This window comes from Pseudomonas profundi (assembly GCF_008638305.1).
GTDB classification, from domain to species: domain Bacteria; phylum Pseudomonadota; class Gammaproteobacteria; order Pseudomonadales; family Pseudomonadaceae; genus Halopseudomonas; species Halopseudomonas profundi.
Genome location: NZ_VTPZ01000003.1, coordinates 346,882 through 360,579, shown reverse-complemented (window position 1 = coordinate 360,579; position 13,698 = coordinate 346,882). Strand labels below are relative to the sequence as shown.

The 13,698-nt window shown below is 59.4% G+C and carries 17 protein-coding genes; 9 read left to right on the top strand and 8 right to left on the bottom strand.

Going from position 1 to position 13,698, the window contains the following annotated elements; genetic code table 11:
• Positions 1-91: 91 nt before the first annotated feature.
• Positions 92-751 (bottom strand): glutathione S-transferase family protein, encoded by a 660-nt coding sequence (locus tag FZE95_RS06710; protein ID WP_150300059.1) that lies wholly within the window; start codon positions 749-751, stop codon positions 92-94.
• A 184-nt stretch (positions 752-935) separates the two neighbouring features.
• On the opposite strand from FZE95_RS06710, the gene FZE95_RS06705 reads away from it, so the two are divergent.
• On the top strand, positions 936-1,166 hold the full coding sequence (locus FZE95_RS06705) for a TIGR02647 family protein (RefSeq protein ID WP_150300058.1): 231 nt from the start codon (positions 936-938) through the stop codon (positions 1,164-1,166).
• 91 nt (positions 1,167-1,257) lie between these two features.
• Here the strand turns inward: FZE95_RS06705 and cyaY are convergent, their stop codons facing one another.
• Positions 1,258-1,590, bottom strand: coding sequence for an iron donor protein CyaY (cyaY, locus tag FZE95_RS06700; RefSeq protein ID WP_150300057.1), 333 nt, complete (start codon positions 1,588-1,590; stop codon positions 1,258-1,260).
• A gap of 118 nt (positions 1,591-1,708) precedes the next feature.
• Between cyaY and lptM the strand changes: the two genes are divergently transcribed.
• From lptM to FZE95_RS06670, 6 genes are all read left to right on the top strand, one after another.
• Positions 1,709-1,858: an LPS translocon maturation chaperone LptM gene (gene lptM / locus FZE95_RS06695; protein ID WP_150300056.1), complete on the top strand. Its 150-nt coding sequence runs from the start codon at positions 1,709-1,711 to the stop codon at positions 1,856-1,858.
• An 8-nt stretch (positions 1,859-1,866) separates the two neighbouring features.
• Positions 1,867-3,120 (top strand): diaminopimelate decarboxylase, encoded by a 1,254-nt coding sequence (gene lysA / locus FZE95_RS06690; protein WP_150300055.1) that lies wholly within the window; start codon positions 1,867-1,869, stop codon positions 3,118-3,120.
• Between the two features lies 1 nt (position 3,121).
• Positions 3,122-3,952 (top strand): diaminopimelate epimerase, encoded by an 831-nt coding sequence (dapF, locus tag FZE95_RS06685; protein WP_150300054.1) that lies wholly within the window; start codon positions 3,122-3,124, stop codon positions 3,950-3,952.
• On the top strand, positions 3,949-4,653 hold the full coding sequence (locus tag FZE95_RS06680; protein ID WP_150300053.1) for a DUF484 family protein: 705 nt from the start codon (positions 3,949-3,951) through the stop codon (positions 4,651-4,653). Before dapF ends, FZE95_RS06680 begins: the two co-directional genes overlap by 4 nt.
• A gap of 105 nt (positions 4,654-4,758) precedes the next feature.
• Positions 4,759-5,682 (top strand): tyrosine recombinase XerC, encoded by a 924-nt coding sequence (xerC, locus tag FZE95_RS06675; RefSeq protein ID WP_150300087.1) that lies wholly within the window; start codon positions 4,759-4,761, stop codon positions 5,680-5,682.
• Entirely contained in the window at positions 5,679-6,401 is a 723-nt protein-coding gene (locus FZE95_RS06670; RefSeq protein ID WP_150300052.1) for an HAD family hydrolase, read from the top strand. The genes xerC and FZE95_RS06670 overlap by 4 nt, the downstream gene beginning before the upstream one ends.
• Positions 6,402-6,404: 3 nt before the next feature.
• Here the strand turns inward: FZE95_RS06670 and FZE95_RS06665 are convergent, their stop codons facing one another.
• The 5 genes from FZE95_RS06665 to glnK form a co-directional block, all read right to left on the bottom strand.
• Complete coding sequence (locus tag FZE95_RS06665) at positions 6,405-6,716, bottom strand: hypothetical protein (protein ID WP_150300051.1); 312 nt, start codon at positions 6,714-6,716, stop codon at positions 6,405-6,407.
• 176 nt (positions 6,717-6,892) lie between these two features.
• On the bottom strand, positions 6,893-7,348 hold the full coding sequence (locus tag FZE95_RS06660) for a hypothetical protein (protein ID WP_150300050.1): 456 nt from the start codon (positions 7,346-7,348) through the stop codon (positions 6,893-6,895).
• 52 nt (positions 7,349-7,400) lie between these two features.
• Entirely contained in the window at positions 7,401-7,817 is a 417-nt protein-coding gene (locus FZE95_RS06655) for a secondary thiamine-phosphate synthase enzyme YjbQ (protein WP_150300049.1), read from the bottom strand.
• A gap of 93 nt (positions 7,818-7,910) precedes the next feature.
• Entirely contained in the window at positions 7,911-9,155 is a 1,245-nt protein-coding gene (locus FZE95_RS06650; protein ID WP_190324515.1) for an ammonium transporter, read from the bottom strand.
• 46 nt (positions 9,156-9,201) lie between these two features.
• On the bottom strand, positions 9,202-9,540 hold the full coding sequence (gene glnK / locus FZE95_RS06645) for a P-II family nitrogen regulator (protein ID WP_093396590.1): 339 nt from the start codon (positions 9,538-9,540) through the stop codon (positions 9,202-9,204).
• A gap of 542 nt (positions 9,541-10,082) precedes the next feature.
• On the opposite strand from glnK, the gene FZE95_RS06640 reads away from it, so the two are divergent.
• Both FZE95_RS06640 and FZE95_RS06635 read left to right on the top strand, forming a co-directional pair.
• Positions 10,083-10,340: an accessory factor UbiK family protein gene (locus tag FZE95_RS06640; RefSeq protein ID WP_150300047.1), complete on the top strand. Its 258-nt coding sequence runs from the start codon at positions 10,083-10,085 to the stop codon at positions 10,338-10,340.
• Positions 10,341-10,370: 30 nt separating this feature from the next.
• On the top strand, positions 10,371-11,876 hold the full coding sequence (locus tag FZE95_RS06635) for a YifB family Mg chelatase-like AAA ATPase (RefSeq protein ID WP_150300046.1): 1,506 nt from the start codon (positions 10,371-10,373) through the stop codon (positions 11,874-11,876).
• A gap of 8 nt (positions 11,877-11,884) precedes the next feature.
• On the opposite strand, the gene FZE95_RS06630 is transcribed toward FZE95_RS06635, so the two are convergent.
• Entirely contained in the window at positions 11,885-13,573 is a 1,689-nt protein-coding gene (locus FZE95_RS06630) for a putative bifunctional diguanylate cyclase/phosphodiesterase (protein ID WP_150300045.1), read from the bottom strand.
• Between the last annotated feature and the right edge of the window lie 125 nt (positions 13,574-13,698).

The following is a 13,698-nucleotide window of genomic DNA, read 5'->3' as shown; positions in this document are numbered from 1 at the left end:
ATGCTGGAGGCCTTGCAAAGAGGGAGGGGACCATATACGACCCTCCATTCACCTGGGCGTTGTTTTGGACGGCGTGCTTGTCAGCGAAGTCTCACTTCCGAGCGCGCGCCGCGGCCAGGAATGCCGCCATCTCTTCTTTCTTGTCCGCCTCGATCTTCTGGACATGCGGGTTCTGGCTCAGCTGTGTGAGCAGCGCCTTCGCCTCGGGGAAGTCTTCCAGCAGATCCAGCCCGAACAGCTTTTTCGCCACCGCAGAAGCCAGGTCGATACTGAACAGGAACATGATATCGGCGATGGTCATTTCCTCGCCCGCCACATAGGGGGCAAATTTGCCGTGGCGCTTCAGCGCTGCGACGCCACCCAGCAGATCCGCCCTGGCCTTGTCCTTGACCAGCTGATCGACCTTGCCGCCAAAGAAGACTTCCGGATAACAGCTACGCGCCGGCAATTCGATATACAGCTCGATTTCCTTGGTCAGCGCGCGGACCTCCGCCCGGCGGAACGGATCCTGCGGCAGTAGCGGTTTGCCCGCTTGCGTTTCCTCCAGATACTCGAGGATGACGTTGGTCTCGCTGATGAAACCCTGCCCGGTTTGCAGGCATGGCACCTTGCCCCGCGGACTGATAGCCAGGAATGATTCATCCTGGCTCGGATGCACGATATTGACCTCGAATTCGATGCCTTTTTCCAGCAGCGCCAGCTTGACCATGTTGAAATAGTTACTGACGTTGAAACCGTGAAGCGTGAGCATGCTGCGTCTCCTTCTTATGTTTGGACCCTGATTGCTACAGTTGTATCGATCGGCGCGCCAAAGGTACATCGACATAAACCCAATGAATGATTGGTACCCATTGCCGAAACAGCCACCAACTCGCACCGGTTTAGGGCTAGACTGCCAATATCGAAGCGGCTTCAACCCACCAGAAGGTAATGCCATGCTGACACCTGAAGAAATCGAAGACATCAACCTGCTAGGCCAATTCAACCTGGCCAATACGCTGGAGGGGCTGAAAATACACGCCCACGATGCTCCAGAGCAGACCGTAGCTGCCGCCAGGCGCTTACATGAGAAAGGATTGGTGACACAAACGGATGGAGGGTATCTGACCAGCCTGGGTATAGAAGCTGCCGAGCACTGTCAGGCGTTGCTGACGATTCTTCGCTGAAAAGAGCTAACCGACTTTCCCGCAGGCCGCTGAGGGGCGCGATAAACCCATGTGGTGCTGCGGGTTCAAGCAGGTGGCTGCCACCCGCGCCTCAGTCAATATCCAGCTCAACGTCATCCCCCACCAGATCGCCCAACACCCGACCGAGCACCTCGCCCAGCGTCTCGTCGTCATTGTCGTACATCCAGCCCTGCTCCGAATCGAAACCGAAATGCAGGGTAGCCCTAGGGGCTGCAAGCCAGAGCTCGCGTGACGCAGGTTGACGACCCAGCACGACGCGCGCTCCGTCTGCCGTATGCAGAATAAGTGATCCTTCGACGTGCTCCATCTCGAGATCCAGGCCGCAGGCATCGACTGCATGCTCAATCTTGTCCTGGACAAGGTCGACCTGCTTGTTGAAATCCGCTTCAGTGAGTTCGTTCATGTTTGTCCTCTAATACAACGCGACGTCAGCAGACCCTAACCAGACCAGTCCGGGTGCGTCGAACCTGACGGCTGGGTATACTGCCGGATATTCTCTGTTTATCAACAAGGTTTTTTCCATGAAGCGATCCATCGCGCTGTTCTTCGGAATCCTGGTACTGGCCGGTTGTGGCCAGAAGGGTCCATTGTTCCTGCCCCAGCAAACCCCAAGCGAGACAGTCGAGCCGGCCCGGGACGAACTGAACCAGCAACCCACCGAAGAGCAGTGAAGCGCCCGATGACAGCCTTTGAATACCAGAATGGTGAATTACACGCCGAATCCGTAGCCCTGTCCGCTATTGCGGCAGAGTATGGCACACCCTGTTTTGTCTACTCGCGCCAGGCAATCGAGCAGGCCTACCGGGCCTGGGACGACGCGCTTGCAGACGTGCCGCATCTGGTCTGCTTCGCAGTGAAGGCCAACTCCAACCTCGCTGTGCTGAATGTTCTGGCACGCCTCGGCGCCGGCTTTGACATTGTTTCCGGTGGTGAACTGGAGCGGGTCCTGGCCGCCGGCGGTGATCCATCCAGGGTTGTATTTTCCGGGCTGGGCAAGACCGCCGAGGAAATGCGCCGCGCCCTGGAGCTGGGTATCCACTGCTTCAATGTCGAGTCCGAACCCGAGCTCGAGCGTCTGCAGCAGGTGGCGGCTGAACTGGGCGTGCAGGCCCCGATATCCTTGCGCGTGAACCCGGACGTGGATGCCGGCACCCATCCGTATATCTCCACCGGCCTGAAAGAGAACAAGTTCGGCATCGATATCGCTAACGCGCCGGCCGTATACCGCCGCGCCGCCGAGCTACCGAATATCGAAGTGCGCGGTGTGGATTGCCATATCGGCTCGCAGCTGACCGACGACACGCCCTTCATTGATGCACTACAACGTCTGCTGGGGCTGATTGATGCACTGGCCGCGGACGGCATCCAGATTCGCCATCTGGATCTTGGCGGCGGCCTCGGTGTGATCTACCGCGATGAACAACCGCCCGCGCCGGGAAGCTACCTGAGCAAGGTGCTCGAGCAGCTGGCTGGACGCAACCTGGAACTCATGTTCGAGCCGGGGCGTTCAATCGTTGCCAACGCCGGGGTACTGTTGACTGCGGTGAACATGCTCAAGCCGACCCGGCACAAGAACTTCGCCATCATCGATGCGGCGATGAACGACCTGATCCGCCCTGCGCTGTACAGCGCCTGGATGGGAATCGACGCGGTGCGGCCGCGCACCGATATTCCAGCTTCCACCTGGGATATCGTCGGACCGGTATGTGAAACCGGTGACTTCCTGGGCAAGGACAGAGAGCTCGCCCTCGCCGCCGGCGACCTGCTGGTGGTGCGCTCCGCCGGTGCCTATGGCTTTGTCATGAGTTCGAATTACAACACCCGTCCGCGCGCCGCTGAGATCATGGTCGACGGCGCCCATACGCATCTGATTCGCCGGCGCGAGACAGTCAGCGAGCTGTTTGCTGGCGAGTCACTGCTGCCCGAGGCCTGACATGCTGCTGCGATTTACCAAAATGCATGGGCTAGGCAATGACTTCATGGTCATCGACCTGGTCACCCAGCATGTCCAGCTGTCGCCGCGGCTCATACGCCTGTGGAGCGATCGGCACACCGGCGTCGGCTTCGACCAGTTGCTGGTGGTGGAGCCGCCGCGCAGCCCGGATGCGGATTTTCGCTATCGGATTTTCAATGCCGATGGCAGCGAGGTTGAGCAGTGCGGCAATGGCGCGCGCTGTTTCGCGCGGTTCGTCCAAGACAAACGCCTCACTGCGAAATCCGAGATCCATGTGGAGACCGCAGGCGGACCCATCGTTCTCAATGTCGCCGAGGATGGGCGGGTAACAGTCGATATGGGTGCACCGCGTTTCAACCCGGCGGACATTCCCTTCGAGGCCGACGCCGAAGCTGTCATTTACGCGCTGGAAGTCGAGGACGAACAGCTGGAGGTGGCTGCAGTTTCCATGGGTAACCCCCACTGCGTCACCCTGGTAAACGATATAGATACGTTTCCCGTCGAGCGGCTCGGCCCGGCTATCGAGCGCCATCCGCGTTTCCCACGCCGGGTCAACGCCGGCTTCATGCAGATCATCAATCGGCACAGTGCGCGCCTGCGGGTGTACGAGCGCGGTGCCGGCGAAACCCGCGCCTGCGGTACCGGCGCCTGCGCCGCTGCCGTAGCGGGCATCCGCATGGGGCTGCTCGACTCGCCGGTTGATATCACTCTACCCGGCGGAACCTTGCACATCCGCTGGGACGGAGACGGCCGACCCGTCATGATGACCGGCCCGGCCAGCCGGGTTTACGAAGGACAGGTACGCGTATGACCGAGAAGACCGAGCCACGCGAGACGCAACTGGATGCCGAGCAGGTCGCTGAATACCTGCGCCAGCATCCGGCGTTTTTTGCCGAATATGACGAACTGCTGCCCGATCTCATCATCCCGCACCAGCGCGGCCAGTCGGTCTCGCTGGTTGAGCGTCAGGTCAAACTGCTGCGTGAGCGCAATATTGACGTGCGGCACCGGCTTAATGATCTAATGGAAGTCGCCCGGGATAACGACCGGCTGTTCGAGAAAAGCCGCCGTCTGGTATTGGGGCTGCTTGAGGCTCAGAGCCTGGACCAGGTGATCGCCAGCATCGAAGACAGTTTGCGCAACGACTTTCAGGTGCCCTTTGTCAGCCTGATCCTGTTCAGCGAAGCCAACCGCTTTACCAACGCTCGCTGCGTGACTCACAGTGAAGCACGTGAAGCCATCGGACATCTGCTCGACAGCAACAAGACCCTGAGTGGCGTGTTGCGTCCCGATGAGCTGGGCTTTCTGTTCGGCGAATCCGGACAGGAGGTCGCCTCCACCGCCCTCGCGCCGATCCAGCATCATGGTTTGCATGGCGTGCTGGCCCTTGGCAGCCGCGACGCGCAGCAATACAAGAGCGCGACGGGGACGCTATTCCTGGGTTACGTAGCCGATGCCCTCGCCCGCGTACTGCTGCGCCAGCGCCCGATGATGGATGAGCCCAAGGATTAAAACCTTGCGCGCCGCCATCGTGGTCGTCTCCGTCCGGCCGCCAAGCGCTGCCGCAGTGAATCTATGGCGCACGGCGAGGGAGCCCGCATGACATCCGGAACGCCTCTGCAGACAGATCTGGACGCTTTTCTTGAGCATCTGCGCAGCGAGCGCCAGCTGTCTCCGCGAACCCTTGAAGCCTACCGGCACGACCTGTCGGGGCTGGCGGATTACCTGCATGAACAGGGCGTGCGCGACTGGTCCATGGTGGATACCGAGTACCTGCGCCGCTTTGTAGCCAGGCGGCATGAGCAGGGGCTGTCCGGCCGAAGCCTGCAGCGGGCGCTCAGCTCGGTGCGCAGTCTGTATCGCTATCTGATCCGCGAGCGCCGCTGCCGGCATAACCCAGCGCTGGATCTGCGTGCTCCGAAGTCGCCGCGCAAACTGCCCCGGGCTCTGGATGCAGACCTGACTGCGCGACTGCTCAACGAAAACGACGATGATGACTGGCTGGCCGTCCGCGACCACGCCATGCTCGAGCTGTTCTACTCATCCGGGTTGCGCCTCGCCGAACTGGCGGGGCTCAACGTGCATGAGGTGGAATTGGCCAGCGGCGAAGTGCGAGTGCTCGGCAAGGGCAACAAGACCCGCATCGTGCCGGTCGGCCGCCATGCCCGTGAAGCCCTGCAGCGCTGGCTGAAGGTGCGGCTGGCACCAAATGGCCCCGAGCAACCGCTGTTTATCGGCAAGCAAGGGCGACGCCTGACTCCCAGAGCTATCCAGCTGAGAGTGCGCCAGCGCGGCGTGCTGCACATCGGTCAGCATCTGCACCCACACATGCTGCGACACTCCTTCGCCAGTCACATCCTGGAGTCCTCCGGCGATCTGCGCGCCGTGCAGGAGCTGCTCGGCCATGCCGACATCAGCACCACCCAGATATACACGCATCTGGATTTCCAGCATCTGGCCCAGGTGTATGATCAAAGCCATCCCCGTGCCAGGAAGTCATCCGACAAGCCTGGCGAACCCAAGAACCGAGACAAACCATGATCCGCCTGCTGACATTCGATCTGGATAACACGCTCTGGGAAACCGAGACAGTGGTCGCAGCCGCCGAACTGACATTGCTCGAGTGGCTGAAGGTTAATGCACCCTTGTTTGCCGAACGGCTGGACGCGGAAGCTCGTCGTCAACTGCGCAAGGAGGTTTTGGCGATCGACCCGGACCTGAGCCACCGGGTTACTGCGCTGCGCATTGCCATATTGGAACTGGGGCTGCGCAAAGCGGGTTATGCCGAGGATCAGGTGAAAGATCTGGCGCAGCAGGGTTTTGATGTGTTTCTCGAGGCGCGCCATGCGGTGACCTTCTTTCCGCATGTGGAAAACCTGTTGCAGCAACTGGCTCCGCACTATCAGCTCGCGACGATTTCCAACGGCAACGCCGATGTGCGCCGTCTGGGACTTGAGAAGTATTTTCGCATTATCGTGTCAGCCGACGACGTCGGCCGCAGCAAACCCGATCCTGCGCCCTTCCTCGCTGCGTTGGAACGCGCCTCGGCGGAGCCCAGCGAAACCCTGCATATCGGTGACCATCCGGTTGACGACATGCAGGGTGCCCAAGCAGTCGGATTGCATACGCTCTGGTTCAATCGATTGGGTTTGCCCTGGCCGGACCAGCCCAGGCCCCACGGTGAAGTGCGCTGCCTGAGCGAGATACCGGAGTGGCTACAGCGCTATGACATTCGAACGGCTGATCCCTCAGAGCGTTAGACTCTAGATAGGTCTGCTGCCGTATTTGCTGTCCGGTTTCCTGGGCGGGTCGCTGACCACATTGGAATCGATCTCCTGCACCTGCCCGCCGCGCGCCATGAACTCGGCAATCTGCCGCTCCAGCATCTCTCGCTCGCGCGCCTTGGCCTCAATAGACAGCCCTTCCAGCGGATCCTCCACAGGAGCCTTCTTGCGAGTTTTTACGACCGGCGCGTCTTCATCATCGTCTGATGTGTCGTCCACATTGGGGTCGTTCAGCCCGGTCAGCTCCTGATCCTGATCCTGCTCTTGATCTTCGATGTCGTCGTCGCTCATTACCTTGGTCTCGCGCAGAAAAAAACAGGCTATTTATAGCGCAACCAGAAAATTTGGCCAGCGACAAATTCAGATTTTTTCCAGTTGCGTTTCCGGTTCAAAAAGCCTGGCGTAGAGGCCTCGCCATATTTTCAGTAGTGTGCGCGCCGACAAGCGTCCGGCATCACGCAGCCTGGCTACATTTCACGTGAGCTGCTGATCCGGTCCGCCATCTGCCGAAGCACGCCCTGCTCGGCGTCCAGAACCTTTTCCATCAACTCCTGGGCCTCGGGAATTGCCGCCTTGTTTGCCATCGACTCATAAGTATTGACGATCTGGTTATGCACATCGACAACCTCACTGGCGATGTCTTCGAAGCTCATGGTGCCGAACGGCAACTTGCGACGATCGTTCGGCGGGAGCGTTTCGGTCAGATGTTCGTACAGCCAGGTATTGAGCGCCTTGGGATCAGCCTGGCGTTTGAAGCCCTCCACTTCCGTTGCAAGCGTACGCTCATGCTCGGCCACGTATTTCATAAGCCATTTGGCGCAATCGTCCTGCTGCTCATCGAGCCCTTCTTCCAGGCAAGTGGCCATGTGGTTATGGAACTTCGTGGTCCATTCCAGCAAGTACTGGAAAGTCTCGGCCTGCATAGTCATCTCCTGTCCGTTGTTCTTAGCTGTGACCGCGCTCACCTCTGCAAGTTTAGCCCTGAAGCGTTGCAAGCACGCGCCGGCTGCCGGCATCTTCCCGGTGCTCACCCAGGTAGAGCCCCTGCCAGGTTCCGGTGGCAAGCCGCCCATGGCTGACCGGGACACTCAGCTGAACGCCCAGCAGGCTGGCTTTGACATGCGCAGTCATGTCGTCCGGCCCTTCATAGGTGTGTTTGAAATAGGACGTGTCATCCGGCACCAGGCGGCGCAGGAAGGCTTCCAGATCACCGCGTACCAGCGGATCGGCATTCTCATTGATACTCAAAGAGGCGGAGGTATGCAGCAACCACAAATGAAGCATGCCCATTTCCACCTTCGCCAGTTCAGGCAATGCGGAGACGATCTCCTCATCGACCAGATGAAAGCCCCGGGAGCGGGGCTTGAGAGTGATGGTTCGTTGCAACCACATTGCGGTTCTCCTCGAGTGAAACGCAAACAGGGCGCCATCGGGCGCCCTGTTTTGCATAACTTACCTTTTCAAAGGTTTGGCAGGCGACGCTGCTCAGCCTTTGGTGCTGGTAAATTCCGGATAGGCTTCCATTCCACACTCGGAAATATCGGCGCCTTCGTATTCCTCTTCCTCGCTGATGCGCACACCAATGATTGCCTTGATGATATACCAGACAAGCAAGCTGGCCAGGAACACCCAGAGGAAGATGCCGACCACACCCGCCAACTGGCCACCGAAGGTCGCTTCGGCGTTGGTCAGCGGTACCGCCATTACACCCCAGATACCGGCAGAACCGTGGGCGGAAATCGCACCGGCCGGATCGTCCTGCTTCAGCTTGTCCAACGCCAGGACGCTGAAAACCACGATCACACCACCAACCGCACCGATCATCATCGCCGAAAGGGCACTGGGTGAGAGCGGATCCGCGGTGATAGAGACCAGGCCTGCCAGCGCACCGTTGAGGATCATGGTCAGGTCAGTCTTGCCGAACAGGATGCGTGAGACGATCATCGCCGCAATCAGACCGCCCGCCGCAGACATGTTGGTGTTTACCAATACCTGAGCCACGTTGTTGGCTGAATCGATGTCGGAAATTTTCAGTTCCGAGCCGCCGTTGAAGCCGAACCAGCCCATCCACAGGATGAAGATACCCAGTGTCGCCAGTGCCAGGTTGCAACCCGGAATGGCGTTGACCTGACCGTTGGGACCGTATTTGCCCCGACGTGGCCCCAGGACCAGTACACCCGCCAGAGCCGCCGCAGCACCTGCCATGTGCACAATGCCAGACCCGGCATAATCCGAGTAACCGACATCAGACAACCAGCCGCCGCCCCAGCTCCAGGCGCCCTGGATCGGGTAGATGAAGCCAGTCATGACAACCGCGAACAACAGGAAGGACCAGAGCTTCATACGCTCGGCGACCGCGCCCGAGACAATCGACATACAGGCGCCAGCAAAGACGATCTGGAAGAAGAAATCCGCGCGGGAAGAGTAATAGGGCGCATCGTCCCCACCTGCCAGCACAGCATCGGCGGTGTTTTCGCTACCGATCAGAAAGCCCAGGCTTGGAAAGATCGGGCTGTCGGAGGAGTACATGATGTAGTAGCCGATCAGCAGATACATGACCGACGCGATAGCGAACAGTGCAATGTTCTTGGCCAGAATTTCGGTAGTGCTCTTGGCGCGGACCAGGCCGGCCTCAAGCATGGCGAAGCCGGCGGCCATCCACATCACCAGAATGCCGCACAGCAAAAAGTAGAACGTATCCAATGCATACGTCACTTGCGAGATATCCATAATAAGCCCCCCAAATAGGCTTGGTTACTGCGTCAATTAACGATCCCTAGATTGCGTCCGTATCGGTTTCCCCGGTTCGGATGCGGATCGCCTGCTCCAGGTTAACTACGAAGATCTTCCCGTCACCGATCTTCCCGGTGTTTGCTGCCTTGGTAATCGCCTCGATAACCCGATCCAGCATGTCGTCTCCGATTGCCACATCGATCTTCACCTTGGGCAGGAAATCGACTACGTATTCCGCGCCACGATAAAGTTCGGTATGCCCCTTCTGTCGACCAAAACCCTTGACCTCGGTTACCGTGATGCCCTGGACCCCGATCTCGGACAAGGCTTCACGCACGTCATCCAGCTTGAATGGCTTGATAACAGCCGTTACTAATTTCATATCGATACTCCCGTGTATATGGACTGCCCTGGGGGACAGGGACAAGTCTATGCCGAGTTAGAGGCTTTTAGAAACGGGACGACGCATGGAGGTTGTCGCAGTTATCGGTCCTTGCGGCGAAACTGGTCTGGCAACGGTCCCTATGCTCAGTGCAACTGCTTCGTCTCCGTGCTCCCTTCGGTAAAGCCAAGCTCGCTTCCGGGAAGCAACCCAATTTGGTTCGCCTACCAGCTGCAGCTGCGGATTGCCCTGCAGAATCCCTGCCACATTCTGATTTCCCTTTATAATCAATGCGTTATTCCCCGCATGGCATTTTGCCAAGCGAACCGGCCAGCGGCCCCGTGCCCCACCGTGGTGCAGGCAATACCCGTCTGTGCGCCATTGATGAACATCGATGACCGCTTACAAAGCACCCTCAAGGGCTGTGCTAAACTGCGATTTTGTCGCCCGCCGGCAGGACAATTTCTCAAAATGCAGCGTGATCGAGCGCAACCGTTTTCAGGAAGCCGTATTCTGCCCGGGCCCAGCGAGAGCGAATCGCCATGTTGCATAAAGTCCTGATTGGCGCGGTCAGCAGCCAGGCCGCACGATTGTTAATCAATGAGAAAGGTCTTCCGGGGCCTGATGTAGAACAGCACCTCAAAGCCTTGCTGCAGAGTGCGCTTTCCAAGCTCGACGTGGTGAGTAGAGAGGAATTCGAGACGCAGCAGCTGGTTCTTGAACGTACCCGCGCACGGCTTGAAGCCCTGGAAAAGCGCGTGGAAGTCATCGAGCAAGGCACGCAAGCACCGTCCACCTGATTCGCAGGTGGGCCTGATCAAGGAGCGATCATGTCCCTGGCGATTGTCCACAGCCGCGCCAAACTAGGCGTGCAGGCGCCTGCCGTCACCGTTGAGGTGCATCTGGCCAATGGCATGCCCAGCCTGACACTGGTCGGGTTGCCTGAAACCGCCGTGCGCGAAAGCAAGGATCGCGTACGCAGCGCCCTGCAGAATGCCCGTCTCGAATTCCCCGGCCTGAAGCGCATCACCATCAATCTCGCGCCCGCTGACCTGCCCAAGGAAGGCGGACGCTTCGATCTGGCGATTGCACTGGGCCTGTTATCCGCCAGCGGTCAGATTCCCGCCGACGTGCTGGACCAGTGCGAATGCCTGGGCGAGCTGGCGCTGTCCGGCGAGTTACGCCCGGTTCAGGGCGTGTTGCCAGCGGCGCTGGCGTGTCGGGACCAGGGCCGCACGCTGTTGTTACCACGCGCCAATGCCATGGAAGCGGCATTAGTCCGGGGCTTGCACATTATCGCCGCCGACCACCTGTTGGAGCTGTGCGAACACCTGCGCGGCGAACGCACCCTCGAATCAGTATCACCAAACCCTGCGCCAGAGCTGCCTCGCTACCATGCCGACCTTGACGAGGTGCAGGGTCAGGCGCAGGCCAAACGCGCGCTGATCGTCGCGGCCAGCGGCGGTCACAATTTACTTTTATTTGGCCCTCCGGGTACGGGGAAAACCCTGCTGGCGAGTCGCCTACCCGGAATCCTCCCGCAGCTGGTCGAGGGCGAAGCGCTGGAAGTGGCGGCCATCCAATCGGTGTGTGGGCAGGGCCCGCTACAGACCTGGCCAACACGGCCCTTCCGTGCGCCCCATCATGGTGCATCTGCTGCAGCGCTAGTCGGCGGCGGCAGTCAGCCGCGCCCCGGAGAGATCAGCCAGGCCCACCGGGGCGTACTGTTTCTCGACGAATTGCCCGAGTTTGATCGCAAGGTCCTTGAGATGCTGCGTGAGCCGATGGAGTCAGGCGAGATACACATCGCTCGCGCACGTGAACAACTGAGCTTCCCTGCCCGTTTTCAATTGATCGCAGCGATGAACCCATGCCCCTGCGGATACCAGGGAGACCCATCCGGACGCTGTCGCTGCTCCGCTGAGCAAGTGGAACGCTACCGCGGCAAACTGTCCGGCCCGCTGCTGGACCGGATCGACCTGCACGTCGCCATGCACAATGAAGCCTTCAGCCTTGCCAACAAAGAGCCTGGCAAACCCAACAGCGCGGAAGCCGCCGCCCAGGTAGCCGCTGCACGCCAACAGCAGCAACAGCGCCAGGGTAGATTGAACGCGCATCTGGATCTGGCGGGCTTGCGTGACCATTGCCCGTTGAAGGATGAGGATGCACGCTGGATGGAGCGCGCTATAGAGCAGCTGGGTTTATCCCACCGCGCCAGCCATCGGGCATTGAAAGTGGCGCGGACATTGGCGGATCTTGATAATCAGACGGCTATCGGCCGAGCGCATCTGGCGGAGGCGTTGCAATACCGGCAACTGGATAGAAGGCCCAGCTAGGGTCTGACTCAGAGGCTACCGAGCAAGTCATCTTCGCGGCCCATCCGGTAGGCATCCAGAAAATAGCACAACTCCTCAAAGGGCAACGCCGGACTGATGAAGTAGCCCTGTACCTGATCACAGCCCATCGCGGTCAGCGCGTCCAGCTGGCTGCGCTCTTCCACACCCTCCGCCACCACCGCCAACCCAAGGCTGTGGCCCATGTCCACCACGGCATTCACCAGCTTGCGGTCGCCTTCGATCTCGCTGATTTTCCTGACGAAGCTGCGGTCAATCTTCAGCAGACTGATGGGCAGGCTGTGCAGATGCACGAAGGAGGAATAACCGGTTCCGAAATCATCCAGCGAGAAGCGCACCCCCAGTTCCGTAATGCCTTGCATCGCCGCGAGCACCTGCTCGGAACGTTGCATGATGGCGGTTTCAGTCAATTCGAATTCAAGGCGGTGTGGGTCGATGCCAGTGGTTCTCAGTACCCGGCGGACATTGCTCAGCAACTGGCTGTCCTGGAATTGCCGAAAGGACACGTTCACCGCAATGTGAATATCGGCGAACCCGCGGCGACTGAGCTGGTTCAGGTCATGGCAGGCACGGGCCATGACCCAGTAGCCCATGGGGACGATCAGGCCGGTCTCTTCTGCCAGTGGAATGAACTCGTTTGGCCCCAGCAAGCCACGTTCCGGATGACGCCAGCGTATGAGCCCCTCCAGACCGACAATCTGCCCACTGCGAAGATCCACCCGCGGCTGGTAATGCAGCTCGAACTGATTGCGGCGCAAAGCCAGACGCAGCGCAGCCTCAAACTCGATCAGGCTGCTCGCGTGCAGATTGACCCGGTCATCATAGAAGTGAAAGTTGCAACCGCGCTGTCCTTTCGCTTGCTGCATGGCCATATGGGCATGCAGCAGCAGACCATCCACCGTAAGGCCGCCCTCGGGATAACTGGCGATACCGATGCTACAGCCCAACAACAGGCTTTCGCCGTCAATGTTGAACGGCTCGGCCAGCTCGTTGGTCACCTTCTGAGCGATCAACAGGATATTCGCCGATTCGCTGTAATCCTCGACCACCACGCCGAATTCATCGCTACCCATGCGTCCTACGGTATCGGTACTGCGCAGGACGCGACGCAGCCGCTCAGACACTTCCCGTATGATGCGATCGCCCGCTGTGTGGCCAAGCGTATCGTTGACGTGGCGGAAATTGTCGAGATCGATGACCAGCACCGCAAGCGGCTGCTTGTTTCGCGACGCGCGGTGCATTCCCTGACGCAGACGATCATTCAGCAGCTGACGATTACAGCATCCGGTAAGCGGATCGTAACTGGCTGCGCGATCAAGCGCTGTCTGCAAACCGTGCCGTTCGATCGAATATTCCAGGCAACGGATCAACTCGCTAGTTCTGGCCTGAATCCAGATACTGTCGTCCACGCCTTCAGGCAACGCGGCAACAGACGATGTATCGGTCAGCTGGATAAGCGGTACAGTGCAACCACCGGGCGGATTGAGCAGATCGCCGCGTGCCAACACAGCGGCTACGGATCCTGCCTCGATCATGGCGTAAGCTCGACTCCAACCGTCGCAGCGACGCAACTCGAAGATACCGGCATGTGTGGCCGAAAGCGTGCGGCAAAGCTGCGCAAACGCTCCGTCGTCCTTGTCCAGCACTACTATTAGCTGGGTACTACGGTCGGCGAGCAAACGATCCTCCCTGGATCACGGTTTTCTACATGTAATTCAAAAGCTTCAAGCAGTCCGAAGCCAATCATGGCAATTCGGCATTATCAGAACCGAGTCCAGCAAGACTATCTGGCGACCACAGCGCT

Coding starts and splice junctions, on each gene's coding strand:
- FZE95_RS06710 (WP_150300059.1), bottom strand. CDS start 751: ATGCTCACGCTTCACGGTTTCAACGTCAGTAACTATTTCAACATGGTC.
- FZE95_RS06705 (WP_150300058.1), top strand. CDS start 936: ATGCTGACACCTGAAGAAATCGAAGACATCAACCTGCTAGGCCAATTC.
- cyaY (WP_150300057.1), bottom strand. CDS start 1,590: ATGAACGAACTCACTGAAGCGGATTTCAACAAGCAGGTCGACCTTGTC.
- lptM (WP_150300056.1), top strand. CDS start 1,709: ATGAAGCGATCCATCGCGCTGTTCTTCGGAATCCTGGTACTGGCCGGT.
- lysA (WP_150300055.1), top strand. CDS start 1,867: ATGACAGCCTTTGAATACCAGAATGGTGAATTACACGCCGAATCCGTA.
- dapF (WP_150300054.1), top strand. CDS start 3,122: ATGCTGCTGCGATTTACCAAAATGCATGGGCTAGGCAATGACTTCATG.
- FZE95_RS06680 (WP_150300053.1), top strand. CDS start 3,949: ATGACCGAGAAGACCGAGCCACGCGAGACGCAACTGGATGCCGAGCAG.
- FZE95_RS06670 (WP_150300052.1), top strand. CDS start 5,679: ATGATCCGCCTGCTGACATTCGATCTGGATAACACGCTCTGGGAAACC.
- FZE95_RS06665 (WP_150300051.1), bottom strand. CDS start 6,716: ATGAGCGACGACGACATCGAAGATCAAGAGCAGGATCAGGATCAGGAG.
- FZE95_RS06660 (WP_150300050.1), bottom strand. CDS start 7,348: ATGCAGGCCGAGACTTTCCAGTACTTGCTGGAATGGACCACGAAGTTC.
- FZE95_RS06655 (WP_150300049.1), bottom strand. CDS start 7,817: ATGTGGTTGCAACGAACCATCACTCTCAAGCCCCGCTCCCGGGGCTTT.
- FZE95_RS06650 (WP_190324515.1), bottom strand. CDS start 9,155: ATGGATATCTCGCAAGTGACGTATGCATTGGATACGTTCTACTTTTTG.
- glnK (WP_093396590.1), bottom strand. CDS start 9,540: ATGAAATTAGTAACGGCTGTTATCAAGCCATTCAAGCTGGATGACGTG.
- FZE95_RS06640 (WP_150300047.1), top strand. CDS start 10,083: ATGTTGCATAAAGTCCTGATTGGCGCGGTCAGCAGCCAGGCCGCACGA.
- FZE95_RS06635 (WP_150300046.1), top strand. CDS start 10,371: ATGTCCCTGGCGATTGTCCACAGCCGCGCCAAACTAGGCGTGCAGGCG.